The organism is Pseudonocardia sp. Cha107L01 (assembly GCF_052566575.1).
On the sequence record NZ_CP199579.1, the window covers coordinates 707,491 to 731,092 of the forward strand.

26 protein-coding genes are annotated in these 23,602 nt (G+C 69.9%); 12 read left to right on the forward strand and 14 right to left on the reverse strand.

All coding sequences use genetic code 11. The features are described from left to right. Positions 1 to 90 precede the first annotated feature (90 nt). Together ACTXG6_RS03315 and ACTXG6_RS03320 are read left to right on the forward strand one after the other, a co-directional pair. Complete coding sequence (locus tag ACTXG6_RS03315; protein ID WP_445186284.1) at positions 91 to 606, forward strand: DUF4863 family protein; 516 nt, start codon at positions 91 to 93, stop codon at positions 604 to 606. 17 nt (positions 607 to 623) lie between these two features. After that, positions 624 to 1,379 (forward strand): nitroreductase, encoded by a 756-nt coding sequence (locus ACTXG6_RS03320; protein ID WP_445186285.1) that lies wholly within the window; start codon positions 624 to 626, stop codon positions 1,377 to 1,379. On the opposite strand, the gene ACTXG6_RS03325 is transcribed toward ACTXG6_RS03320, so the two are convergent. From ACTXG6_RS03325 to ACTXG6_RS03335, 3 genes are read right to left on the reverse strand one after another with little or no spacing between them, the layout of a single operon-like run. Next, positions 1,366 to 2,304, reverse strand: a complete 939-nt coding sequence (locus ACTXG6_RS03325) for a fumarylacetoacetate hydrolase family protein (protein WP_445186286.1) — start codon at positions 2,302 to 2,304, stop codon at positions 1,366 to 1,368. The genes ACTXG6_RS03320 and ACTXG6_RS03325 overlap by 14 nt on opposite strands. Before the next feature lie 21 nt (positions 2,305 to 2,325). Continuing rightward, entirely contained in the window at positions 2,326 to 3,276 is a 951-nt protein-coding gene (locus ACTXG6_RS03330; protein WP_445186287.1) for an MBL fold metallo-hydrolase, read from the reverse strand. Continuing rightward, entirely contained in the window at positions 3,273 to 4,511 is a 1,239-nt protein-coding gene (locus ACTXG6_RS03335; RefSeq protein ID WP_445186288.1) for an MFS transporter, read from the reverse strand. Before ACTXG6_RS03335 ends, ACTXG6_RS03330 begins: the two co-directional genes overlap by 4 nt. A 78-nt stretch (positions 4,512 to 4,589) precedes the next feature. Between ACTXG6_RS03335 and ACTXG6_RS03340 the strand changes: the two genes are divergently transcribed. After that, positions 4,590 to 5,198: a TetR/AcrR family transcriptional regulator gene (locus tag ACTXG6_RS03340; protein WP_445186289.1), complete on the forward strand. Its 609-nt coding sequence runs from the start codon at positions 4,590 to 4,592 to the stop codon at positions 5,196 to 5,198. 109 nt (positions 5,199 to 5,307) lie between these two features. Here ACTXG6_RS03340 and ACTXG6_RS03345 read toward each other — a convergent pair whose 3' ends face one another. Beyond that, entirely contained in the window at positions 5,308 to 6,258 is a 951-nt protein-coding gene (locus ACTXG6_RS03345; RefSeq protein ID WP_445186290.1) for a quinone oxidoreductase family protein, read from the reverse strand. A gap of 103 nt (positions 6,259 to 6,361) precedes the next feature. Between ACTXG6_RS03345 and ACTXG6_RS03350 the strand changes: the two genes are divergently transcribed. Both ACTXG6_RS03350 and ACTXG6_RS03355 read left to right on the forward strand, forming a co-directional pair. Continuing rightward, the gene (locus ACTXG6_RS03350; RefSeq protein ID WP_445186291.1) at positions 6,362 to 8,140 is read left to right on the forward strand and encodes a sensor histidine kinase; all 1,779 of its coding nucleotides are present in this window, start codon (positions 6,362 to 6,364) and stop codon (positions 8,138 to 8,140) included. Between the two features lie 56 nt (positions 8,141 to 8,196). Then, positions 8,197 to 9,708: a hypothetical protein gene (locus ACTXG6_RS03355; protein WP_445186292.1), complete on the forward strand. Its 1,512-nt coding sequence runs from the start codon at positions 8,197 to 8,199 to the stop codon at positions 9,706 to 9,708. Between the two features lie 49 nt (positions 9,709 to 9,757). Here the strand turns inward: ACTXG6_RS03355 and ACTXG6_RS03360 are convergent, their stop codons facing one another. Beyond that, entirely contained in the window at positions 9,758 to 9,997 is a 240-nt protein-coding gene (locus tag ACTXG6_RS03360) for a tautomerase family protein (protein WP_445189894.1), read from the reverse strand. A gap of 401 nt (positions 9,998 to 10,398) precedes the next feature. On the opposite strand from ACTXG6_RS03360, the gene ACTXG6_RS03365 reads away from it, so the two are divergent. Continuing rightward, complete coding sequence (locus ACTXG6_RS03365; protein WP_445186293.1) at positions 10,399 to 11,088, forward strand: hypothetical protein; 690 nt, start codon at positions 10,399 to 10,401, stop codon at positions 11,086 to 11,088. 36 nt (positions 11,089 to 11,124) lie between these two features. Here the strand turns inward: ACTXG6_RS03365 and ACTXG6_RS03370 are convergent, their stop codons facing one another. Both ACTXG6_RS03370 and ACTXG6_RS03375 read right to left on the reverse strand, forming a co-directional pair. After that, positions 11,125 to 11,289: a DUF1427 family protein gene (locus tag ACTXG6_RS03370; RefSeq protein WP_445186294.1), complete on the reverse strand. Its 165-nt coding sequence runs from the start codon at positions 11,287 to 11,289 to the stop codon at positions 11,125 to 11,127. A gap of 83 nt (positions 11,290 to 11,372) precedes the next feature. Continuing rightward, complete coding sequence (locus tag ACTXG6_RS03375) at positions 11,373 to 12,347, reverse strand: quinone oxidoreductase family protein (RefSeq protein ID WP_445186295.1); 975 nt, start codon at positions 12,345 to 12,347, stop codon at positions 11,373 to 11,375. 136 nt (positions 12,348 to 12,483) lie between these two features. On the opposite strand from ACTXG6_RS03375, the gene ACTXG6_RS03380 reads away from it, so the two are divergent. Beyond that, complete coding sequence (locus tag ACTXG6_RS03380) at positions 12,484 to 13,380, forward strand: LysR family transcriptional regulator (RefSeq protein WP_445186296.1); 897 nt, start codon at positions 12,484 to 12,486, stop codon at positions 13,378 to 13,380. On the opposite strand, the gene ACTXG6_RS03385 is transcribed toward ACTXG6_RS03380, so the two are convergent. Further along, positions 13,377 to 15,710: a phosphocholine-specific phospholipase C gene (locus ACTXG6_RS03385; RefSeq protein ID WP_445186297.1), complete on the reverse strand. Its 2,334-nt coding sequence runs from the start codon at positions 15,708 to 15,710 to the stop codon at positions 13,377 to 13,379. The genes ACTXG6_RS03380 and ACTXG6_RS03385 overlap by 4 nt on opposite strands. Before the next feature lie 271 nt (positions 15,711 to 15,981). Continuing rightward, positions 15,982 to 16,338 (reverse strand): hypothetical protein, encoded by a 357-nt coding sequence (locus ACTXG6_RS03390; RefSeq protein ID WP_445186298.1) that lies wholly within the window; start codon positions 16,336 to 16,338, stop codon positions 15,982 to 15,984. A 116-nt stretch (positions 16,339 to 16,454) separates the two neighbouring features. On the opposite strand from ACTXG6_RS03390, the gene ACTXG6_RS03395 reads away from it, so the two are divergent. Beyond that, on the forward strand, positions 16,455 to 16,736 hold the full coding sequence (locus tag ACTXG6_RS03395) for a hypothetical protein (protein ID WP_445186299.1): 282 nt from the start codon (positions 16,455 to 16,457) through the stop codon (positions 16,734 to 16,736). 4 nt (positions 16,737 to 16,740) lie between these two features. Here the strand turns inward: ACTXG6_RS03395 and ACTXG6_RS03400 are convergent, their stop codons facing one another. Continuing rightward, entirely contained in the window at positions 16,741 to 17,034 is a 294-nt protein-coding gene (locus ACTXG6_RS03400) for a hypothetical protein (protein WP_445186300.1), read from the reverse strand. Between the two features lie 111 nt (positions 17,035 to 17,145). Then, positions 17,146 to 17,274: a hypothetical protein gene (locus ACTXG6_RS03405; RefSeq protein WP_445186301.1), complete on the reverse strand. Its 129-nt coding sequence runs from the start codon at positions 17,272 to 17,274 to the stop codon at positions 17,146 to 17,148. A gap of 269 nt (positions 17,275 to 17,543) precedes the next feature. Here ACTXG6_RS03405 and ACTXG6_RS03410 point away from each other — a divergent pair, with 269 nt between their 5' ends. The 4 genes from ACTXG6_RS03410 to ACTXG6_RS03425 are packed head-to-tail and all read left to right on the forward strand — an operon-like array spanning position 17,544 to position 21,548. Continuing rightward, positions 17,544 to 18,677 carry an ABC transporter substrate-binding protein gene (locus tag ACTXG6_RS03410; RefSeq protein WP_445186302.1) on the forward strand — a complete coding sequence of 378 codons (1,134 nt, stop codon included), beginning with the start codon at positions 17,544 to 17,546 and terminating at the stop codon, positions 18,675 to 18,677. Between the two features lie 5 nt (positions 18,678 to 18,682). Continuing rightward, entirely contained in the window at positions 18,683 to 19,609 is a 927-nt protein-coding gene (locus tag ACTXG6_RS03415) for an ABC transporter permease (protein WP_445186303.1), read from the forward strand. Further along, on the forward strand, positions 19,606 to 20,421 hold the full coding sequence (locus ACTXG6_RS03420; protein WP_445186304.1) for an ABC transporter permease: 816 nt from the start codon (positions 19,606 to 19,608) through the stop codon (positions 20,419 to 20,421). The genes ACTXG6_RS03415 and ACTXG6_RS03420 overlap by 4 nt, the downstream gene beginning before the upstream one ends. Then, on the forward strand, positions 20,418 to 21,548 hold the full coding sequence (locus ACTXG6_RS03425) for an ABC transporter ATP-binding protein (protein ID WP_445186305.1): 1,131 nt from the start codon (positions 20,418 to 20,420) through the stop codon (positions 21,546 to 21,548). Before ACTXG6_RS03420 ends, ACTXG6_RS03425 begins: the two co-directional genes overlap by 4 nt. On the opposite strand, the gene pqqE is transcribed toward ACTXG6_RS03425, so the two are convergent. From pqqE to pqqC, 3 genes are read right to left on the reverse strand one after another with little or no spacing between them, the layout of a single operon-like run. After that, positions 21,545 to 22,639: a pyrroloquinoline quinone biosynthesis protein PqqE gene (pqqE, locus tag ACTXG6_RS03430; RefSeq protein ID WP_445186306.1), complete on the reverse strand. Its 1,095-nt coding sequence runs from the start codon at positions 22,637 to 22,639 to the stop codon at positions 21,545 to 21,547. The genes ACTXG6_RS03425 and pqqE overlap by 4 nt on opposite strands. Further along, the gene (gene pqqD, locus ACTXG6_RS03435; RefSeq protein WP_445186307.1) at positions 22,632 to 22,922 is read right to left on the reverse strand and encodes a pyrroloquinoline quinone biosynthesis peptide chaperone PqqD; all 291 of its coding nucleotides are present in this window, start codon (positions 22,920 to 22,922) and stop codon (positions 22,632 to 22,634) included. Before pqqD ends, pqqE begins: the two co-directional genes overlap by 8 nt. Further along, positions 22,912 to 23,601 (reverse strand): pyrroloquinoline-quinone synthase PqqC, encoded by a 690-nt coding sequence (gene pqqC, locus ACTXG6_RS03440; RefSeq protein WP_445186308.1) that lies wholly within the window; start codon positions 23,599 to 23,601, stop codon positions 22,912 to 22,914. The genes pqqD and pqqC overlap by 11 nt, the downstream gene beginning before the upstream one ends. Position 23,602: the final 1 nt, after the last annotated feature.

Genomic DNA, 23,602 nt, shown 5'->3' on the forward strand with positions numbered 1-23,602 from the left:
ACGTTTATTGACTGTAACGTAACCCTCGACCTACTGTCAGTTCGCCTGGGTTCTCGCTCAGGCGACGACCCCCGCCCGAGGAGGCACACCGTGGGAGCCACCGCCGAGGATCTGATCGAACGCAGCATCCCGTTCCTCAACGAGATCAAGAACCGCACCGCGGGTGCGGAGCTCGAGCTCTGGCTCAACGAGAACCACGGTCCCGGCACGGACCTGTGGGACGACCTTGCGCGCCTCGTCACCGAGGGAGTGGCCGAGGGCTGGGCCGCGAACGTCGAGGTGGACGGACCCGGGTATCGCCGCGGCCGTATCGCCGAGCCGCGCGAGGAGCTGAGCTACTTCAGCATCACGGCGGTCTACATGAACAGCGTGCCGCGCTACCGCGGCCAGTACCACCAGCATCCGTACGGCGAGCTCAACCTGGTCGTGCCGTTGGATCCCGAGGCGGTCCTGGCCGGCCCCCGTGGCTGGCAGGCCGCCGGTTGGACAGCCCCCGGCCCAGGCAGCCACCACTATCCCGAGGTCAAGGGCGGGGCCGTCATCGCGCTGTTCTACCTGCCGGCCGGGCGCATCTCCTACGACATCAAGCCGTCCGAGACGCACTGACGAACGCAGGTCAGCTGATGAACGACATGACGCCGTCGAGCGATCCGCCGCCGGTGGCCGCCTCGACCGTGGCCGAGGCCCTGCTCACCCGGCGCAGCGTGCGTGCGTTCCTGCCCACACCCGTACCGAGAGACCTGATCGAGCGCCTGCTCGCTCTTGCCGCCCGGTCGGCCAGCAACTCCAACTGCCAGCCCTGGCACGTCCACGTGCTGAGCGGTGGAGCGAAGCGCCGGTTGACCGAAGACCTCTGGCGGGCGTTGGACGCCAACGGTGGTGCCACCGTGCGCGAGTACCCCTACCAGCCGTCACCGGAGTCCTGGCGGGAGCCGTTCCGGTCGCGGCGGCATTGCTTCGGCGTCGGTCTCTACCGCGACACGCTCGGGATCGACGCGGCGAACACCGAGGGGCGCCTTGCCCACCACCGGCGCAACTACGACTTCTTCGGCGCACCGGTCGGGATGATCCTGACGGTCAGCGAGCACCCGCTGGCCAGCGGCCTGGTCGACGCCGGGCTGTTCCTGCAGGCACTCATGCTGGCCGCGCGCCAGGCCGGCCTGGATACCTGTCCGCAGGCGTCGTTCATCGACTTCTACCCAGTCCTGCGCCGACACCTGAAAATCCCTGATGACCAGATCACCGTCTGCGGGCTCGCTCTGGGTTACGCCGACCAGCACCACCGCCTGAACCACTACCGCACCACCCGCGAACCGGTTCGGGAGTTCACCACCTTCCACGGCGATGAGCCGGCCGGGAGCCAGGTCAGCCCGGCTTGAGCGGCACGGGCTCCGCACCCTCGGTGATGTGCCCGGTGACGGTGCCGAGCTCCTCCACCTCGATGCGGACGGTGTCGCCGGGGCGCAACCATGGGTAACGCTCGTTCCCGTGCAGCCCGGAGAGCTCCAGGATGCACCCCGTCCCCACGGTGCCGCTGCCGATCACGTCGCCGGGCCGCAGCTGGGTGCCTCGGGAGGCGTAGGCGAGCATCTGACCGAAGGACCAGTAGATGTCCGACCAGTTGCCGCCGCCGTAGTGCTGCCCGTTGACCGAACCCGACATGGCGAGCTTGTACCCGGCGCCGCGGCGGTACGACTCCAGCTCGTCGGGAGTCACCAGCACCGGGCCGAGGCTCGTCGCGCTGTCCTTGCCCTTCACCGGGCCGAGCCCGATCGTCTGCTCGCGCGCCTGCAGGTCTCGCGCCGACCAGTCGCACAGCACCGTGTAACCGGCGATGTGTGCCTCGGCCTCGTCCGGCGAGAGGTTGGCGCCGCCGGTGCCGATCACCGCGGCGACCTCCACCTCGTAGTCGAAGGACGCCGACCCCGGCGAGATCGCGATGTCCTCGTCCGGTCCGCAGATGGCGGCGGGGTTGGTGAAGTAGAAGACCGGCTGCTCGAACCAGGCCTGCGGCAGATCTACCCGGCCCAGCGCCTTCACCGCGTTGCGCAGGTGCTCCTCGAAGGCGAGGAAGTCGCGCACCGCCGGCGGTCGGGGGATCGGTGCGAGCAGCCGCAGCCCGGCCGCGTCCACCACCTCGGCGGGTGCGCGTTCGGCCCGCTCGGCCGCGGCGGCCAGACCGCCGTCGGCCTCGATCAGGTCGAGCAGCGACGCCGTCGCATCCGCCGCGCGCACTTCACCGTCGCGCAGCAGACCGGCCCGTTCGCGCCCGTCGGCGGGGGAGAGATAGGTAACCCAGCGCATGTGCGTCCCTTCAGTTGTCGGTCAGGCGAAGCAGCCGATCGGGCCGCCGTTGAGGGTCACCATGTCGGCCCATACCGTGTCCAGCGGGATACGGGCGTCGATCGGATTGCCGTCGAGCTCGGAGTAGGCGCGGTACAGGTTCCCGACCAGCCGCTCACCCTCCTGCCACCCCGTGAACCGGTTGTCCCGCGCGGCGATCGCCGCCTCCAGCGGGGTCTGCGCCGCAGCGCGGCCCGCACGGCCGACCTCGGCGACGAACGCGGCGTACTCGGTGAGGTCGTCCAGCACCCGACCGACCTCGGCGCCGTGGGCGACCGGCCCGTGGCCAGGCACCAGGATCTCCGGCTCCAGGGCACGGATCGCGTCGAGCCCCTTCGGGTATCCCGCGACGCTGCCCTCCACCAGGAACGGCTGCCCGCCGGCGAACACGACATCGCCCGCGAACAGCACGCGCTCCTCCGGGAGCCACACCACCACGTCGCTGCGGGTGTGCGCGGGGCCCACGTGGTGCAGCTCGACGAGTCGGCTGCCGAGGTGCAGGTTCATGCTGCCGGTGAACGTGACGTCCGGCGGCCGCAGCTCGAGGTGGCCGTAGTCGGGGCCCTGGAGCACCTGCGCGGCCACCAGCCCCGCGGCGAGCACGTCCTCGCGGCAGGTGACGTGGGCGATGATCGGCGTCCGCTGCGGCATCAGCCAGTTGCCGAACGTGTGGTCACCGTGGTGATGGGTGTTGACCAGTCCTCGCGGTGGCTCCTCGTGGAGGTCCTTGGCGGTGATCTTCTCCACCGCCGCGAGCAGGGCGCGGTTGCGGGCCTCCGTCGAGGTGGTGTCGACCAGCAGGTACGACCCGTCGTCGCCGGTGATCACGCCGGTGTTGTTCAGCATCCAACTGCCGTCGTGCTGGATGTAGCCGAACACGCCGGGTGTGACCTCGACGAGTTCCGGATCCAGCAACGTGTGGCCGGTGCTCATGGACGTATCCTTTCCCGGGTGCGGGTGTCGAGGCTCGGCGCCGTGACCGTCTCGGTTCCGGTGCGCGGCAGCAGGAACATCACCAGTCCAGCGGCCACGAAGAATCCCGCGCAGATCAGGAGCCCCCCGCTGAGCCCGATGACGGCGGTGAGCGCACCGAGCGCCAGTGGTGCGAACGCCGACACGCCGCGACCGACGTTGAAGCAGAACCCGGCGCCGGTCGTGCGCACCCTGGTCGGGAACAGCTCCCCGATGTAGGAGCCGAACAGACCGGTGAACGCGGCGAAGAACGCGAACAGCGGGCCGAACCACATCAGCGCGGTCACGTTGCTGGTCAGTGCGTAGAGCGGGAGCGTGACGCTCACGCCCAGCAGCGAGATGATGATCGCCGGACGGCGGCCGATGCGGTCCGCGATCACTCCGAACACGTTGTAGCCCACGAACATGCCGAGGTTCAGCACGGTCATGTAGAGGGCGACGGTGGCCGGCGCGATCCCGCGCTCGACGGTGAGATAGGTCGGCAGCCAGGTGGAACCGCCCCACCAGCCGGTCAGTGCCAGCGCGGCGACGATCGTGGCGAGGATCGTGGTCCGCCGGATCGGGGCGGTGAAGATGTGTGCGACCGAGACCGGCCGGTCCGCACCCGCGGTGGCGCGCTCCGCCTTCTCCCGCGACCACTCGCCCGACTCGTCGAAGAACAGCGCCACGATGAGCACCGGCACCAGGACGGCAAGGCCGGCGACCAGGAACATGAGGCGCCAGTCGGGCAGGAAGAGCCCGGAGGCCACCGCGGCCACGGCGCCGCCGATCGGGAACGAGCTCAGCACGAATGCCGCCGCGCGTCCGCGCTTGTCGGCCGGCCAGGTCTCGACGACGTAGGCCGACACGACGCTCCAGACGCCGCCGAGGCCGAAGCCCGCGACGAACCGGAACAGCAGGAAGACCTCGTAGTTCGGCACCACGGAGAGCAACGAGGTGAACAGGCCGAACGTGAGGAGCGAGGCGATGAGCGCCTTCTTGCGGCCGAAGTTGTCGGCGAGGTACCCGGCCAACACGCTGGACAGGCCGATGCCCAGCAGTGTCGCGGTGGCCAGCAGGCCGCCCTGGGCCGCCGTGAGGTGCATGTTCTGCCGGATCGCCGGCAGCGCCAGCGAGAGCAGGATGATTTCCATTGCGTCAAACATGTAAGCGACAAAGCCGCCACCGAGCACTACCCAGCGTGTCCGAGCTGCCATCGTGCGCTCCCCATCGAATGCCGACACGCAAACTGTACGGACGTCCAGTCAGGGCGGTCAAGGGGGTAATGTGTCCTCGTGGCCACCGCCCCCGCGCCCGGTCCCGACCGGCGCAACCGCATCCTCGACGCTGCCGAGCGCGTCTTCGCCGAGGAGGGCTACCACGGCACCACGCTGCGGGAGATCGCCAAGGTCGCCGACGTCAAGCTCTCCCTGATCGGCTATCACTTCGAGTCGAAGCTGGCCCTCTACACCGCGGTCTTCGTGCGCCGCCAACACGTCAACGAGGAGCGGTTGCGCCGGCTGGAGGCGATCGAGAACCTCGACGCCCCGGACGCGCTGGAGCAGATCGTGAGCGCCTTCATGGACCCGGTGGTGAGCCTGCGGGAGGACGCCTCCTGGTACCGGAAGCTCGTGTTCCGCGAGGCCGCCGACCCCTCCTGCCCGGAACGGGGGGTGATGGGGGCGCTGTTCGACCCGATGGCCCGCAAGTTCATCGAGGCGCTGAAATGTGCGCTCCCGGGCAAGCCGCCCGGCTTCTACGAGTGGTGCTACCTCTTCGCGGTCGGCGCGCTCACCCAGAGCGCCTTCGACGACCGCATCGCCTCGCTCGGCGGTGTGCCCGGCGCGGCCGAGAAGAACGACCTCCTGCGCTCGTTCATCACCGCCGCCCTGCGTTACGGCTGAGCCGCGATGGCGGTCCGCGCGGGATCGACTCACCGACATCGACAGGAGGGCTTTCCTCTCCATGATCGAATGACCGCCACGTCGATCTCGACGCCAGGACCTCACTTCCTCACTGTGCTGGCAGCAGCGCGAGCTTGCCGTTGGGGTGGCCCTGGGCGAGCAGCGTGTGCGCCTTGGCGGCTTCGGCGAGGGGGTAGGTCCTGGCCGGGAGCAGGGTCAGCTTGCCGGTGGCGGCCAGCGGGAGAAGTTGGCGCCAGGCGTTCGCGCGGATCTCGGTACCGGGGTCGGCCCCTGGGCCTCGCCCGATCAACTTGATGCCGGTGTCGGCGCGGTGGAAGGCGGCGATCGAGACGATTCTGCTTTGCTCGGCCACCAGGGCCAGCGACACATCGATTGCCTCGTCGGTTCCGACCGCGTCGATCGCGGCGTCGACCCCGGCGGGCGCTGCCTGGTTGACCCGGTCGAGCAGGCCGGGCCCATAGGTCACCGCGACGGCGCCGACCTCACGCAGCAGGGCCTGGTTCCGTTCGCTGGCGGTGGCCACCACCGTCGCTCCGGCGGCGAGTGACAGCTGGACGGCAAGTAGGCCTACCGCGCCGGAGCCGCCGTGGACCAGCACGGTGTCGCCCGAGCTGACCTGGACCACCGACACGGCGTGCACGGCGGTCCCCCCGACGAGCAACAGGCCCGATGCCTGCTCCCAGGACAGTTCGGTGGGCTTGGGCACAACCGCCTTCGCCGGCACCGTGACGGCGGTGGCGTAGCCGCCCGGTACGGGATAGGCGACGACCTCATCACCGACCGACAGCGGACCGGCCGGGCCGGCCGCACCCGGCCCCACCTCGGTGACCACTCCGGCCACCTCGAGCCCCAGGCGCACCGGCAGATTGTCCGGGGAGGACCCGAAGGCCCCGCTGTAGAGCTTGTAGTCGATCGGGTTGACCCCGGCCGCGCGCACCTCGATCGTCACCTCGCCCGGCCCGGGCGGGGGCACCTCGGCTTCGACCACGGACAGCACCTCGGGTCCGCCGTAAGCGGCGGCGACAACAGCGGTAGCCATGTCGTTGCCAACTCTGGACAGCGACGGAAGTATTCCGCCGCCGCCCCAGCCCTCGACGAGCGCAGCGTTGTCGGCCCCTGAGCACCGGGCTACCGTCAGTCCTATGAGCGCGCCTGACACCGGCGCCGAGGTGGGGCAAACCGCCGACGCGGGGGCGACCGATGGTCCGCCCGACCAGTCACGGTTGCGTCAGCTCGCGGAGGAGCAGGCCGCGCTGCGGCGCGTGGCCACGCTGGTCGCCGGCGGGGCGCGGCCGGCAGAGGTGTTCACCGCGGTTGCCGATGAGCTCGGACGCCTGATCGGTGCCGAGGCGACATTCGTCGCCAGTGTTGACCTTTCGAGCACCGACCGGCCGGGGTCACCCTCGGCTGACCCGCCGGGCGAGAGCGGAGAGCCTGAGGGGCATATCCGCGTCCTTGGCTCGTACGGCCGGGTAAGTGGTGAAGTACCAGTCGGCTTCCGGATGAGGCTGCAGCCGGGGATGGTCACCACGGCCGCGCTCCGGACCGGGCGCCCGGCCCGGGTCAACGGCGACAAACTGGCGAAGGGCCCGTTCGGTGCCATAGTCGGCAGGCTGGGCCTGCGAGCCGCGGTCGCCACACCCATTGTGGTCGGGGGACGCCACTGGGGCGTGACGGTGGCCGCGACCTCGCGGGAGGACTTCCCGGCCGGCACCGAGTCGCGCATGGCGGACTTCATGGAGCTCGCCGCGATGGCAATCGCCAACGCCAAGGCCGAGCAGGAGCTGCGCGATCTCGTGGACACCCAGGCGGCGCTGCGGCGCCTGGCCATGCTGGTCGCGCAGGGCGACACGCCCGAGGCGGTGTTCGCGGCCGCGACCAGGGAGGCTCTCCGGCATTTCGGCGGCGGCACCGCCAGGATGATCCGCTACGAGCTCGACGGAACGGCGACGCTGCTGGCCAACGAAGGCACGACCGGCCCCCACGTGCTGGTCGGGAAACGCTGGGAGGGATACCCGCCGACCGGGCTGACCGCCACGGTCCTGCGCACCGGCCGGTCCGCCCGGGTCGATGACTACCGCGACATTCCGGGCGGGGAGCCCTATCTCCGCGAGGGGCTCCGGTCCGCGGTCGCCGCGCCGATCCACGTCAACGGCCGACTGTGGGGAGCGATCGCCGTCGGGTCCGGGCAGGGGCCACTGGCGCCCGACGCCGAGCAGCGGATGACGCAGTTCACCGACCTGGTAGCCACCGCGGTCGCGAACGCACAGAACCGGGCCGAGCTCATAGCCTCCCGCGCGCGGATCGTCGCGGCATCGGATGAGGCCCGCCGACGTTTCGAGCGGGACCTGCACGACGGCGCACAGCAACACCTGCTCGCGCTGGCATTCAGGCTGCGGTTTGCGGTGGCACCTCACGAGAGCGACGACATCCATACCGAGGTCACCGACGTGGCCGCTGAGCTCGCGGACGTGATCGACGAGCTGCGGGAGATCTCCCGCGGCATCCATCCGGCGATCCTGTCCGAGGCGGGGCTGAGGGCGGCGCTGCGGGCGCTCGCCCGGCGCTCCGCGATCCCCGTGGAGATGGACGTGCGGATCGATGGCCGGCTCCCCGAGCCGGTCGAGGTCGGCGCCTACTACGTGGTCTCGGAGATGGTCACCAACGCGGCCAAGTACGCACGCGCCTCGGTTGTCCGGGTGGACGCGGAAGCCTCCGGCGACACGCTGCGGGTGTGCGTGCGTGACGACGGCCTCGGCGGCGCCGACCCGGTACAGGGCTCAGGTCTGGTCGGGCTGAAAGACCGTATCGAGGCACTGGGCGGCACCTTTTCCCTGCACAGCCCGCCGGGCGGCGGCACTACGGTGTCCTGCGAGCTTCCGGTCACCGGCGCCGGTCCGGCGGCCTCATCGCATGATTGACGTTGCCGTAGCAGCCTGCCGAGAGGGAGCGCCGAGCTCTCACGAAGGGAACAGGAATGCCACAGCTGCCGCCGGAGTACCTGGACAGCGCGACGCCCTCGGACGTCGAGGTCACCGACCGGGTTCGAGTCCGGTACCCGGACCCGACGTTGGGGCTGGCGGTGCCCGACGCGCCCGAGGCCGCCGAGGGCCACCCCCTGGTGACGGTGGGCGACTCCCTGACGCACGGGATGTCCAGCGGTGCGGTATTCGACACCCGCCTGTCCTGGCCGGCGATCGTCGCGCGTTCCCTGCGGGTCAATCTGTCCATGCCGGACTACGCCGGCCCCCTCGGCGGGATCCCGTTCAACATCGAGGGGCTGCTGCGCGGCCTGCAGGACGAGTTCGGCGACCGGCTCAGCGGGTTGGAGCTGCTGAAGTTGCCGCTGACGCTGCAGAGACTTGCCGACTCCAACGAGGACTACTGGGAGCGCGGTGCCGGCAGCCTGCCGCCACCCGCCGTCCGCCACGCGAATCTCGGTATCTACGGCTGGGACGTTCGCGACTGCCTTTCCTACACAGCGGGTCTCGCCGCGACCCGGTTGGCCGGGTCGCCCGCGCACGACGACCTCCTCGGCGCGATCCCGTCGAATGACAGCGACATCGCCGCACGTTCGGTACTCACCGGATGCGAGCCGTCGGCCGCACAGATCGACGCCGCGGCGTGGTTGGGCGACAACGGCGGCATCGGCACGCTGATCGTGGCGCACGGCTCCAACAACGCGCTACGGGCAGTCGTCGACAAGCAGCTGAACTGGTCGGGCTCCGGCTACGACACTCTCGACGAAAAGGGCAGCTACAACGTCTGGCGGCCGAGCCACTTTGCGCTCGAGTACGGCACGCTGGTCGACCGCATCCGGGCGATCAGCGCGCAGCGGGTCGTGCTGGCCACCGTCCCGCACGTCACCGTCGCCCCGATCGCGAACGGCGTGAATCCAGACCGTCCGGGCCAGAAGTGGCGCGAGGGCTCGCGTTACTTCCCGTACTACACCGACCCGTGGATCGCTGAGGCCGACTTCCGCCCCGACAAACATCGACACCTCACGCACCAACAGGCGCGGGCCGTCGACTCCGCGATCGACCAGTACAACGCCACCATCGCCGAGGCCGTGCGCCACGCCAGGTCAGAGGGCCGCCACTGGTTCGTGCTCGACCTGAGCGGCGTGCTCGACGGACTCGCCCAGCGACGCTACGTCGACGACGACGCGGCCGCGCTCCGCAACGGATGGCAACCCCACCCGGTGCCCGCCGAGCTGGCTGACCTGGACACCCGGTTCTTCCGGTCCGACCGCACCGGGCGCCTCTCGGGTGGGCTCTTCGGCCTCGACGGGGTGCACCCGACGACCAGCGGCTACGCGATCCTCGCCGGCGCGCTGCTGGACGTACTCAAGGTTGCCGGCCTGAAACCGGACGCGGTCGACTACGCCGACCTGCGCGGCAGGGACACGCTCAACACGGACCCGCCCGCGCTCATGACGGCGGCCCTGGGCCTGGTCACGCCATTCCTCACCCGCCTGGTGTCCAGATAAGGCCGGCACTGGTGTCGTGAGTCGCCTCCGAAGCCCGCTCCGCGCCGGGTCATCGGTGGCGGACAGGTGCCTGGGCGGCCGCCAGGTCGCATCCGGCGGCCACCGCTGCCCGGGCGTTCTCGATCGACCCGACCTGCCAGCCGTCACGGTCGAGTTCCTCCATGAGCACCAGGACCACCTCGCGGAAGGCGTCCGAACCTTCGAAGGCGACCATCACATCGGTGAGCTTGGCGGCCATCTCGTACTTCTGCCTCTCGGTGAAGACTTCCTCGACGAGCTTGACGTTCATGAACGGCACGACGTACTCCTCTGATGGGTGATCTCCCACTACCCCCGGCCCGGCCCCACGGCGCCATCGCCGCGACGGCCCCCACCACCCGCCGATGCCCTTCGAGCGTCGCGGTCGCAAGGGGCCTGTGTCATCACTGCCAGCAGTCATTCGGTGTCGCCGGCTGCCTGGCGTCGCGGTTTACCCACTAGCCGGAAACCGGTAGGGCTCCCCTGCCGAGCGGGGTCACCACATCGACCGCCCACGCTCCTTCTTCCAGGTGGCGGGGATGCCGCGGCGGGTGCTCACAGGTGGCACAGATGCGTGCTGACTTCAAGGACAAGGGTCAGCGCGGTCAGCACACTGGCACCCGGGCCCCAACACCCACCATCGACCGATTCAACTGGAAAGGAGGCGGAGCGATGGATGTCACGCTCGCCACAACGACGTTCGCACCGGTCGTTCTCGGGTTCTTCGGGCTCGGCACCGGCTACCTCATCTACGGGCCGCAGGAACTCTTCGGCATCCCCCGCCGGGACGCGTCGGTCGACCGCGCGAGCGGGATCTGGGGAATCTGGATGCCGGGCTTCTGCCAGTTCGTCACCGGCGTCTACCTGTTCGTGGCCCTGACCTGGCTGGAGACCTTGAAGGACCCCGTCCTCTACACCGCGGCGCTGGCGTTCTCCGCCTACGGCATCCACTGGTTCGCGATCGGCTGGAACCGCTATCAGGGCAACGACGGACGTCCGATCGGACTCATGTCGATCCCGTTCACGATCATCTCGGTACTCGGCGGGGTGGTGTTCTTCTCGGCCGGGGCCTGGCCCGTCGGCGTCTTGTTCGTCGGGCTCACCGCGGTGTACATCTGCGAGTTCTTCGCCAGCTTCCACATCGGCGGTAGGACATCTCCGCCCTCTGCACTGAACAGGGTGGCGGCTGGCGAGCACCGCGGTACCCCGGTCGGTGTCGGTGCCGCCGCCGCGCCCATCCAGACCAACCCCGCGGAGCGCGCGCTCGGATTCGTCCGTATCGCTACCGGCCTGTGGCTGATGTACCTGACCTTCGCCACGACGCTCGACATATCCCTGCACTACACGCTGCCCGGCGCCTGACCTTCGACGCCGACCGAGCTGAGCGGGCCGGGTTGGCTACCAGTTCAGCCAGCTCATGAGCTGTTGGCCCACGAGCATCCCGAGCAGCCCGACCAGGGCAACCGGGGGCGGCGCCGGAGAGCGCACCTTGAGCAACCCGTAGGCGATGCCGACCAGTACTCCGATTCCGAGGGATATCGCGAACTGCCAAACCGTACTCATGGTCTTTTCCTTGTCCTGCCCACTGGGGCGCGGGTCGTTGTTGGTCGGCACGCTGAGGTAGCGCCGGCACGGGGCACCCCGGGTCACGGCCGGATGACGATGCGGCCCGGCGTGCCCTCGGCCACCGCCCGATATGCGTGTTCGCCATCGGCGAGGTCGAAGTGCCGGGCTACCGGGAGCGGACGGAACTCGCCGGTCTCGAACTGAGGGGTGAGCAGCGCGAGCCGGGCGGCCGATGCGCTCGCGTCCACCTTGCCGCTGTCCACACCGAGAAGCCGGAGCTCCCGGTGGTAGAAGTCCCTCAGGTCGATCTCGACGGTCCGGGTGCCCACCGCGCTGATCACGACCAGCCTGCCCCGCAGGGCCAGGGAGTCCAGCGCGGCCGGGGTGGTTACCCCGCCCACCGCGTCGTAGACCACCTCTGCCCCTTTGCCGCCGGTCAGCCGCCTGACCTCGGTTCCGACCGCCGGTGCCGCCGGATCGATGCGGATGAACTCCTCGATGACCGCCGCCGCCGGGGTAGCGGCCGCGGGTGCCACCAGGTCGACCCCGAGCACCCGTGCCCCGAGGGAGTGGGCGATCTGGGCCACCGCGCCGCCCACACCACCGGACACCCCGAACACCACGATGGTCTCGCCCTTCTCCAACTTGCCGGTCTCGACCGCGCCGAGCCAACCGGTCACGAAGTTGACGCCTACCGCTGAGGCCTCATCGAAGCTGAGCGACTCCGGTTTGCGGGCCAGCGCACTGACCGGCACTCGGATCAGCTCGGCATGCGAGCCGTCCAGGGTGAACCCGACGTCACCGCCGGTTCCCCAGACCTCGACGCCGACCCACTCCGGTGGACCCGCCACCACAACGCCGGCGAAGTCCCGACCGGGCACCCTGGGCAGGATCGTCCAGTGCATGGCACCGGCGACGTTCTTCACATCGGACGGATTGACCGAAGCGGCCTTCACGGCGATCACCGCCCAGCCATCCGCCGCCACCGGATCGGGGACGTCCGCGACGTCGAGCACGTCGACGTCGCCGAACCGGTCGAAACGCAATGCGCGCATCGTTGCCTCCTTGGAGTGTTTGCTGTCGAGTGTTTGCTGTCGATCGGGTCGAACACCGTCGATGCTGCCCCCGCCAGGTGATCTCGGCCAACGAATCTTTATGATGATCAATATCTCGATCTGAGATAGTGGTGAAATGGAGCTTCGCCAGCTGGAGTACTTCGCCGCGGTCGCCGACGAGCTGAGCTTTTCCCGGGGAGCGCGCCGTGTCCACGTGGTGCAGTCGGCGGTGTCCACCGCGGTGGCCAAGCTGGAGCGCGAGCTCAACATCCTGCTGCTGGACCGCTCGAAGCCCCGCGTCCGCCTGACCCCGGCCGGCGCGGCCTTCCTGGTCGACGCCCGGGCCACGCTGAACGCGGCGCGCCGAGCCAAGGAGTCGGTCGTCGGGTTTCACGGCCAGCTCAGCGGCAGCGTCGACGTGGGAACCATGATGTCCCTGGGCCCGATCGACCTGCCCGAGGCGCTCGGACGGTTCCACCGGGCCCATCCGCTCGTGACCGTGCGGCTGAAGCAGAACGTGTCCGGTTCGGCGGGGCATCTCGCGGCGATTGCCGACGGCTCACTGGATATCGCGGTGGTCGCGGTGCCGGGCGGCCCACCGGCGAGTGTCAAGCTGCGCCTGCTGGCCGAGGAGCCGCTGGTGTTCCTGTGCTGGCCGGACCACCACCTGGCCGGTCGGGAGTCGGTGGTGCTGACGGAGCTGGCCGGCGAGGTCTTCGTCCGGTTCGCCTCGGGCTGGGGGATCCGGCACCGGGTGGACGTCGCGCTGGCCGCCGCGGGCATCGCTCCGGTCTCACCGTACGAAGTCGCCGACTACGCCACCGTGGCCGGGCTCATCCACCATCGGTTGGGCACCACACTGATGCCGAGGACGGCGGCGGCCCACTTCCCCGAGTTGCGGACCGTCCCGGTCACCCCGGCGCTGAACTGGCAGGTCTCCCTCGCCACCGCCGCCGGGGCGCTCTCCCCTGCCGCGGCAGCACTGGCGGACACCCTGACCGGCCAGATCCCCGCCGACCAGGAGGTCGACTAGTGGTCGAGCCGGTCCGGCCCGGTCCGGCTGTTCTCGCCGTTTTCCAGGTGGCCGGCGAAGCGGCGGCTGAACGCCGAATCCCGGTCGACGGTGACCCGCAGGTCGTACCAGCCGTTCGAGTCCCGCCCCGTGTCGATCTCCTCGGTGTGCGTGCGGCCCGGGTCGACCCGCACGCCCTTCGACGACCCGTCATCGGTCAGGTCAGTGATCATCGCCCGCACCGGGACCTTGCCGGTGTTGGCCACGACCAGCCGCAGCACCGGGTCGTCCCTGTCTCCACCCAGGCCGATGGTGACGTCCGCGGTCGGGGTGCGGCCGCCGGCGAACTCGCGCACGAACCCGTTCGGCCCGTGGATCGCTATCTGGTAGGCCGCACTCACGCCCACCGCGCCGCCGGCGTTGACCCACGCCGGAACTCCGATACCGGCGACCGGCCCCACCCCGGCAACCCCGCCGCGGCGGCTCAGGAGTCCGGCGCCGCCCGGCCCGGCGACCGCCGCGGCCGGCGACGGAGCGGTCAGCCCCGCCGGTGCCGGCAGCGCGCCGGCCGCCGCCGGTAGCGGCACGGCGGTCGCCACTCCGGCTCCCACACCGTTCACCGAGGCGGCCAGGTTGGCCGTCGCCGCCGTCACGGGTGTCGACAGGCTCTCCCGTTCACCGACATCCACCAGGTGCTGACTCGGCGGCAGCCCCTGGCGGAAGACCGAGAGCGCGGCCGACTTGCGGCCGTGGTTCTCCAGGGTCACGGTGACCGTCCCGGCCACCACCGCGGCATTGGCGATCAGCTGGTAGGGCAGCGGGCGCGCCGGCCGGGTACCTCGCTCCTGCTCCGGCATGGTCTGGCTGCCCGGCGCCGGGATCACCGGAGGCGGCAAGGACGGCTGCAGCTTGTCCACCGCCCGGCGCATCGCACCGGTGTCCGGCAGCATCGGGATCCGGGTGTCGTGGTCACGGAAGTCGAACGCGCTGGTCAGATCGCCGCACACGGCACGGCGCCAGGGCGAGATGTTCGGCTCGTGCACCCCGGTCCAGCGCTCCAGGAAGCGGATGACCGAGGTGTGGTCGGCCACCTCGGAGTTCACCCAGCCGCCGTTGCTCCACGGGGAGACCACGGTCATGGGCACCCGGGGGCCGAGCCCGATCGGCAGGCCCTGGACGAACTCCAGCGGCGTGTTCGGTGGCGGGATCGGCGGCAGCACGTGGTCGAAGAATCCGTCGTTCTCGTCGAAGTTCAGGAAGATGGCGGTGGACTTCCACAGGTCGTCGTTGTCGAAGATCGCCTGCAGCACGGTCTGCACGTAGTTGGCGCCGTCCACCGGGCGGGCCTGTGGGTGCTCGCAGTAGGCGTACGGCGCGACCACCCAGGACACCTTCGGCAGGTCGCCCGACTCGCAGTCGTCGAGGAACTCCGACAGCACGTGCTTGACGTCGTGCCCCTTGCCGGAGTTGGGCAGCCACCCGTTGTGCACGCTGGCCCGTTCGGCCAGCTCGCGGCGGGACGGGTCGGACGAGGCCAGCGCGTCGTGGTAGGCGTGGAACAACCACAGCGGGTTGTCGCCGTAGTCGCCGACGTAGCCGTCCTCGCCGCCGCCGTCGCCGACCTCCTTGTTCGCGTACACCCGCCAGGACACCCCGGCCGCCTGCAGCCGCTCCGGGTAGGTGGTCCAGCTGTAGACCGGGTTGTAGTCCGGCGGGTTCGCGATGGCCGGCCCGCCGGCCCGTCCCCTCGGGTCGATCATGCCCGTGAACTGGTACAGCCGGTTCGGCGTGGTCGGCCCCTGGATCGAGCAGAAGTAGTTGTCGCAGATGGTGAAGTTGTCGGCCAACGCACGGTGGAACCGGATGTCGCTCTGGTCGAAGTAGGCCATGGTGAGTTCGCTCTTGGCGGCGATCCAGTCGTTGTACTCGCCGTTCGCCCAGGCTGTGTGGGTACCGGGCCAACTGTGGTCCAGGTCCGCGAGCTGTTGGCCGTCGACCTTCATCGTGTCGACGTGGAACGGCAGCAGGACGCCACCCTTGGGATCGGGCTGGCGGAACACACCCGCGAGCGCGGCGGTGTCGCCGTACCCGCGCACGCCACGCATGGTGCCGTAGTAGTGGTCGAACGAGCGGTTCTCCTGCATCAGGATCACCACGTGCTCGACGTCGTCGAGGCTGCCCCGCCGGCTCGATCCACCGCCCAGTCCGCCGCCGTGCGCCGCGTCGGCCACCGCCGACGACGAGGTCCCGGACACGCCGCCCGCCGCCGCGACGGCACCCGCGGTGACCGCCGCGGCGCCGGCGGCACCCATCAGCAGGCGGCGACGATTGAACGCACCCGGTCGGGTCATCAGAACAGTCCTTCCACCCTCCGGCACAGCCTGAGCCAACGGCTTGATGGATCGTCGGCCGAACTCGGCGAACGAGGCGCGGGGAGCGATCGCCAGCATCGTCGGTTGAACGTTCGTGGCCCCTCACAGAGGTCCAACGCTCACCCAAACCGTTGGGTACACAACGTCAGGAACCAGGAGCGTGAACATTCGGTGACCGAGCGGCGCGCCACCTCCGATCAGCGGCGGCGGGCACGTACGGACCTGGGTCGCCGGGCGCGCGATGCTGACGCTAGGAGGCGCGGGCCTGGCCCGGGGTGGCAAGCGGGGCCCAGCGCGGGTCGAGGCGCAGCGCCACCAAGGTGCTGCGGCGGCAGACCGCCAGCCGGGGCGACTGGTGGACGCCGTCGCGGTGGCAGTCCGCGATGCTTGCGATCAGCCGGCGCAGGACGACGGTGGTGACACCGGGGCCGAGCGCGTCCACGGTGGCGGTGGCGTGCTCGATGGCCCGCCGCACCGGAGCGGATCCGCTGTCCTTGCGCAACGCCGCGAGCGCCGCGGTGACAGCCTCGACTGCCGCGGTCAGCTCGGTTGTCGCCGTTGCCGCGGTGGTGTCGTGCGGTGTGCGGTGGATCGTGTCCACGGACATGAGCGGGTCCTCCTCTCCCCTGCGGGTCAACCCAACGTTGACTGCCGAAGTCAACGTACCATTGACATCAGTCAATGCGTCGTTGACCCCCCGTGGGGCCACGTTAATCTTCATCGGTGTCTGGACGCCCGACCGCCAAGCAGGTACGGCACGCACTCGAGGCCTTCGACTCCACCGAGGACCCCCTGGAGTCACTGGCCGCCGCCCGGAGACTGCGCGAGGCCGCCGAGACGCTCGAGTTGGCCGTGGTGGCCGAGCTGCGCCACCGCGGCGCGACCTGGGCTCGGATCGGAGCCGTGTACGGCACCACCAAACAGGGCGCCCAACAGCGATTCCGCGCAGCCCTCGCGGCCAGGTCGCGCGGCGACGAGGCACCGAATCCCACCTCGGGCACCTGACGGACTAGCCGGCGTTCGGAAGCCTTCTCGGGGGGCGGGCCGCCGCGCCGTCGCGCTCCAACCGGGCGATCAGACCGCGACGAACCGCTTCTGAGGTGTCCGCGTTCTCCACCAGGTGCTCCAAGAGAACCTCGATGACGTCGGAGCGGGCAACACCCGACACGTCCAACGCGCGGGCGGTCTGGCGACACCATTCGGCGAGACGCCGATGAACGCCAGGACTGAGTTCGACCGGAAGCTGCACGCGGGGGCGCGGCAGCATTACTTGCGCCCCGTCCACATCATCCGTCGCGTCCATTGTTAGAGATTACCGAGCCGCGACATTTCCGCGTCGCCGACCCGACCTAATCCGGAAGTCTTGATGTTAAGTCTTGTTTACCGGGCCGGCGCGCCCCTCAGCGCGCGAAAATCAAGTGCGCACTGACTCCTCGACAGGACACGCACCGAGCTCCGCGAGCGCAGCGGCCGGCAGCTCGAGCGCGGCGCCGGCGACGTTCTCGCGCAGGTGCGCCACCGTCGACCTGCCGGGGTCCGTCATGCCCAAATCCTGCCCTCCAGCCTGGCGGTTATCCGGCGGGATCGCCTCAACTTTCACGCAGGCAACACGGACAGCGGGGATGGACACCTCTGTCGTCGTCAACCCCGCCTGTTGGTCCAGCGATCACCTCGTGGACAGGCACTGGTCCGTCCCGGTTTCCAATCGGCATTGACGCTGCGTCGAGTCAGGCGTCCGCCCGGGTCGGGCCTCTCCCAACGGTGGGCAGCGGCACGCGGGGTGGCGCTGCAGCCGCACGGTCTGGAGAACGAATGCGCACGATAATCACCAGCGTCACGCTTGCTCTCACGGCGGCCGTGGCGCTGACGGCCTGTGGTTCCTCCGGCGGGAGCTCCGGTTCCGCCGCACCGTCCAAACTCGCCGCGGCGACATCGCTGCAGGAGGCGGGCGGCATGGACGCGCTCGTCGCGGCGGCCAAGCAGGAGGGCCAGCTCAACACGATCACGCTGCCAGCGAACTGGGCGAACTACGGCAACATCATCAAGAGCTTCCAGGCCAAGTACGGCATCACCGTCAACAACGCCAATCCCGACGGCTCCAGCCAGGACGAGATCAACGCGGTCAAGCAGCTCAAGGGTCAGAACCGCGCCCCGGACGTGCTCGACCTCGGCCAGTCCTTCGCCGTGTCGGCGGCCAAGGCGGGTCTGCTCGCCAAGTACAAGGTCGCCAGCTGGGCGAACATCCCAGCCGCCGCCAAGGACGCCGACGGGGCCTGGTTCAGCGACTACGGCGGCTACGTCGCGATCGGCTACGACCCCGCGCGGGTGAAGACGCCGCCCACGTCGCTGGCCGACCTGCTCAAGCCCGAGTACAAGAACCAGGTCGCGATCAACGGCAACCCGACCCAGGCAGGGGCGGCGTTCGCCGCGGTGTACGCGGCCGCGCTGGCCAACGGCGGCTCGTTCGACAACATCCAGCCCGGCCTGGACTACTTCAAGAAGCTGCGCGAGGTCGGCAACTTCGTCCCGGTGACCGGGTCGGCGGCCACCGTGCAGAGCGGCCAGACCCCGATCCTGATCTGGTGGGACTACCTGCAGGAGTCCTCGGTGGCCAGCCAGCTGCCGACCTGGAAGGTGGTCATCCCGTCCGACGCCAGCTACGCCGCCTACTACAGCCAGGCGATCAACGCCACCGCGCCGCACCCGGCAGCGGCGAGACTGTGGGAGGAGTACCTGTACTCGGTGGAGGGCCAGAACCTCTGGCTCAACGGCTCCGCCCGGCCGATCCTGCTCGACACCATGGTCAAGGACGGCACGGTCGACAAGGCCGCCTACGCCAAGCTCCCGGCCGTCCCCGCCGGCGACGTGAGCTATCCGACCGACGCCCAGCAGGACAAGGCCAAGGCCCTCGTCTCGCAGGGCTGGACCACCGCAACCAGCGGCTGACACCCATGGCTCCCGACACCAGAACCGCGCTGCCGCCCGACCCGACCGACACCGCGGCCAGCGGCAAGCGGGCCTTGGCGCGGCTGCCACGCGCCGCGGGCGCCCTGATCGGCCTGCTGCCCTTCGCCGTCTACGCCGGGCTGTTCCTGGCCGTGCCGACCATCGCCATCGTCATCGGGGCGTTCCAGGACCCGGACGACGGTGGGTTCACCCTGAACAACCTCGAGATCGCGTTCCAGGGCATCTACCTGCACGGGTTCATCACCAGCATCGAGCTGTCGGTGATCACATCTGTGGTGCCCGGCGTCCTGGGGCTGGTCATCGCCTATGCGGTGCAGACCAGCCGCAGCGGTGCGCTGAAGCGGGCGGTCTCGACCGCGTCCGGGGTGTTCGCCAACTTCGGTGGGGTACCGCTGGCGTTCCTGTTCATCGCCACCATCGGCAGCAGCGGCCTGGCCGTCGACTGGCTCAAGGGGCTCGGGTTCAACCCCTACGACCACGGGTTCAGCCTCTATACGTTCAGCGGTATCGCCCTGGTGTACCTGTACTTCCAGATCCCGCTGATGGTGCTGGTCATCACTCCGGCCTTGGAGGGACTGCGCCCGGCCTGGCGGGAGGCCGCCGACAATCTCGGTGCGTCGGGCTGGCAGTACTGGCGGCTGGTCGGCGGCCCGGTGCTGCTCCCGGCGTTCCTCGGTTCGGTGCTGCTGCTGTTCGGCGGCGCGTTCTCCGCCTACGCCACCACGCAGGCGCTGACCAGCGGCAGCCTGGCGATCACGCCGATCCAGATCGGCACGTTCCTCAACGGCAACGTGCTGGCCGGGCAGGAGAACGTCGGCAAGGCGCTCGGGTTCGGCATGGTCGTGATCATCGCCGTGGTCATGGTGATCTATTCAGTGCTGCAGCGGAGGGCCTCCAAATGGTTGCGGTGACGGATACCGGGACAGCCCGGACGGGAGTGCTCGCCGCGCCGGCAAGACGGTCCTGGGGCCGTTGGGTGGTGTTGCTGGCGGCCGGGGTGTACTTCCTGGTGCCGCTCTACGCGGCGCTGCGGTTCGCCGTGCAGACCCCCACCGGGGGCGTCTCGCTGGGTGTCTTCGGCGGAATCCCGGCCCAGCAGGGGTTCGCCGACGCGTTCGGCCTGTCCATCAACCTCGCCCTGGTCACCACCCTGATCACCCTGGCGCTCATGGTGCCCACCGCGATCTACGTGCACCTACGCCTGCCTCAGGTGCAGCGCCTGTTCGAAGGCATCACCATCCTGCCCATCGTGATCCCGCCCGTGGTTCTCATCGTCGGCGTGCTGCAGGTGGCGCCGGCAGCGCTCAAGGGCACGCCGTACCTGCTGGCACTGGAGTACGCGGTGCTGGCCATGCCCTTCGCCTACCGGTCGCTGGCGTCCGGTCTGCAGGCGATGAACCTCAAGACCCTCGTCGAAGCGTCCCGCTCACTCGGTGGCGGATGGTTCACCACGGCGTTCCGCGTGCTGCTCCCGAACCTGCGCTCCGCGCTGCTCGCCGCCACGATCCTGACCGTCGCGCTGGTACTCGGCGAGTACACCATGGCCAGCCTCGACCAGTACGAGACCTTCCCGGTCTGGGTCGTCGTCTTCGACCAGGAAAACGCGCACGTCTCGGTCGCGGTGTCACTGCTGGCACTCATCGGCACCTGGCTGCTGCTCATCCTCATCTCACTCATCGACACGCGCCGCGGCCACCGCGCCTCGACACCGGGAGAGTCATGACCATTCCCGCGACCTCACGCGACACCACCACCCCGACCACCGACATCGCGGCCGCGCGGGGCGCCGGGGGTGCCCTGGTCGAGTTCCGCGACCTGCGGCGTTCCTTTGGCACAACCCGCGCGCTGGACGGGCTCACGCTCACCCTCCAACCCGGTGAGATGGTCGCGCTGCTCGGGCCGTCCGGCTGCGGCAAGACCACCGCGCTGCGGGTCCTCGCTGGCATGGAGACGGTCGACTCCGGCCAGGTGCTGGTGGACGGCGGCGACCTGCGCGGCGTGCCGACCCGCCGCCGGGACATGGGCATGGTGTTCCAGAACTACAGCCTGTTCCCCAACATGACCGCGCTCGACAACGTCGCGTTCGGCCTGCGGGTCCGCGGCCGGAACAACGCCGCCCGGCGCGCGCGGGCCGGCGAGCTGCTCGACATGGTCGGGCTCGCCGAACGGGCCACCCGTTACCCCCACCAGCTCTCCGGTGGCCAGCAACAGCGCGTCGCCCTCGCCCGCGCACTGGCCATCGAACCGCGGGTGCTTCTCCTCGACGAACCGCTGTCCGCCCTGGACGCCAAGGTCCGTCTGCAACTGCGCGAACAGATCCGCACCCTGCAGACCCGGCTCGGCACCACCACCCTGTTCGTCACCCACGACCAGGAGGAAGCCCTGTCCATGGCCGACCGCGTCGGAGTCATGCGCGGCGGGCGCCTAGAGCAGATCGCCACGCCCGGCGAGCTCTACGCCCGACCCTCCACGGCGTTCGTCGCCGAGTTCGTCGGCACTATGAACCGACTACCCGCCGAAGTGGTCCCCGGCGGCATCCGTGTCCTCGGCCAGGTCATCACCCCGGTCGACGTCGCCGGCCGGTCCGTCGGTGCGACCGTCGACGCGCTCATCAGACCTGAGGGCCTCACCGCGGAGCCGGTCGAGCACGGCAGCGGAATCGTCGCGCACAAGACCTTCCTCGGTGGCACGACCCGACTCAGCGTCCTGCTCAGCGAGGAACTCACCGTCCAGGTCGACAGCCCCAGCGTCCATGCCGCGCGGCTGACCATCGGTGAGTCAGTCGACATCACCGCACGGGACACCCAGGTCCTCGTCGCCGACCCGACAGGTCCCAGCACACTCCGCTAGGCGTGCGGGCGGGGTACCAGCTCGGACGGCATGCCCCTGCCGTGCGGGCCGGGCCCAGTGTGGTTGGCCGCGCGCACCGCCTGCTCCACCAGCTCGTGGTCGGGGGACAGATGACATACCGGATCGGTCCGGGCGGCGTCGCCGGTGAGCTGGAACGCCTGGCATCGGCACCCACCGAAGTCGATCTCGCGGCGGTCGCAGCTCCGGCACGGGTCCGGCATCCAGTCCGTCCCCCGGAAGCTCTGGAACAGCGGCGACTCCGCCCAGATCCAGGACAGGGAGTCCTCCCGGACGCTGGCCCGGGGAAGGGGCAGCGCCTGCGCGGCGGGGCAGGGCAGGGCGTCGCCGTTGGGTGCCACGGTCAGCTGTCGGGCGGCCCAGCCGCCCATGCAGGGCTTCGGGTACCGGCTGTAGTAGTCGGGCAGGACGTAGAGGACGTCCATCCGGCCCGCCAGTCGCTCGCGCGCGGCCCGGACCACCGTCTCCGCCCGCTCCAGCTGCGCCCGGCTGGGCAGCAGCGCGGCGCGGTTGAGCAGGCCCCAGCCGTAGTACTGGGTGTTGGCCAGCTCGACGCGGCCGGCGCCCAACTCCTCGGCCAGCTGAAGAATGGCGGCGACCCGGTCGATGTTCTGCCGGTGGAGCACGACGTTCACCGTGAGCGGCCACCCCATCTCCTTGACCGTGCGGGCGGCCTCGATCTTGCGCTGGAAGGACGGGGTGTTGGCGATCCGGTCGGAGAGGGCGGGTTCGTCGGCCTGGATGCTGACCTGGACGTGATCGAGGCCGGCGGCCCTGAGCTCCTCCGCCCGACGCCGGGACAGGCCGATCGCACTGGTGACCAGGTTCGTGTACATACCCAGCTCGCTGGCGGTCGCGACGATCCGCGCCAGGTCCCGGCGCAGGAGCGGTTCACCGCCCGAGAGGTGGCACTGCAGAACACCCAGCTCCTGTGCCTCGGTCAGCACCCGTTGCCACTCCTCGGTGCTCAGTTCGTCCGTGTACTCGGCGAGGTTGAGCGGGTTGGAGCAGTACGCACAGGACAACGGACAGCGGTAGGTGAGCTCGGCGAGCAGTCCGAAGGGTTTATCCATCGCTGACCTCCACGCATCGCTTGGCGACCAGGCGCGCGAGGAACCGCTGCACCTCGCCGTCGGCCACCCGGTCGTACCGCCCGTGCAGCTCCGCCACGATCTCGGCGACCGTCCGCCGGCCGTCACACAGGCCGAGGATGGCCGCGCCCGTCCCGTTCAGCACAACGACCTCTTCCGGGCCCAGCAGCACGTGGTTCGACCGCGACCGGTCGAACCTCAACCGGACGTGCGGCGCGAGCGCGGGACGGCTCGTCGCTTCGACGACGGCGCGGTCAGTCCGCATAAGCTCGGTCGATTGCATCCATCACGCTCCAGAGCACGTCGCACTTGAACGACAGGGCGGCCACCGCCCGCGCCTGGTCGTCGGCCGAGCGGCAGTGCCGGGTCACCACCTCGAGGGCATGTTCGGAGTCGCGCGGGGCCTGCTGCAGGCGGGCCCGGAAGTAGGCCAGGCCACCGGGGTCGATCCAGGTGTAGTGGCGCTCGAACGCGGCCAGGCGCTCGGCCATCAGGTCGGGCGCGAAGAGCTCGGTCAACGACGACGCCACCGCCTCGACCCACGGCTTGGTGCGGGCGAAGGTGACATAGGCGTCGACGGCGAACCGGACACCGGGGACCAGATGCCTCCCGTCGGCCACCTCCTCGCGGGTCAGCCCGACGGCCTCGCCCAGCCGCAGCCAGGCTTCGATGCCGCCCTCACCGCTCGCGGTGCCGTCGTGGTCGATGATCCGGCGGATCCAGCGCCGACGCACCTCGAGGTCGGGGCAGTTGGCGAGGATCGCGGCGTCCTTGCGCGGAATGTTCTCCTGGTAGTAGTAGCGGTTCGCCACCCACCCCTGGATCTGGCGACGGCTGAGCCGGCCAGCGTTCATCCTGACGTGGAAGGGGTGTTGGTCGTGGTAGCTCCGCGCCTGGGAGCGCAGCGCCTCGACCAGGCCGTCGGTCTCTGTTGTCGTCGTCATC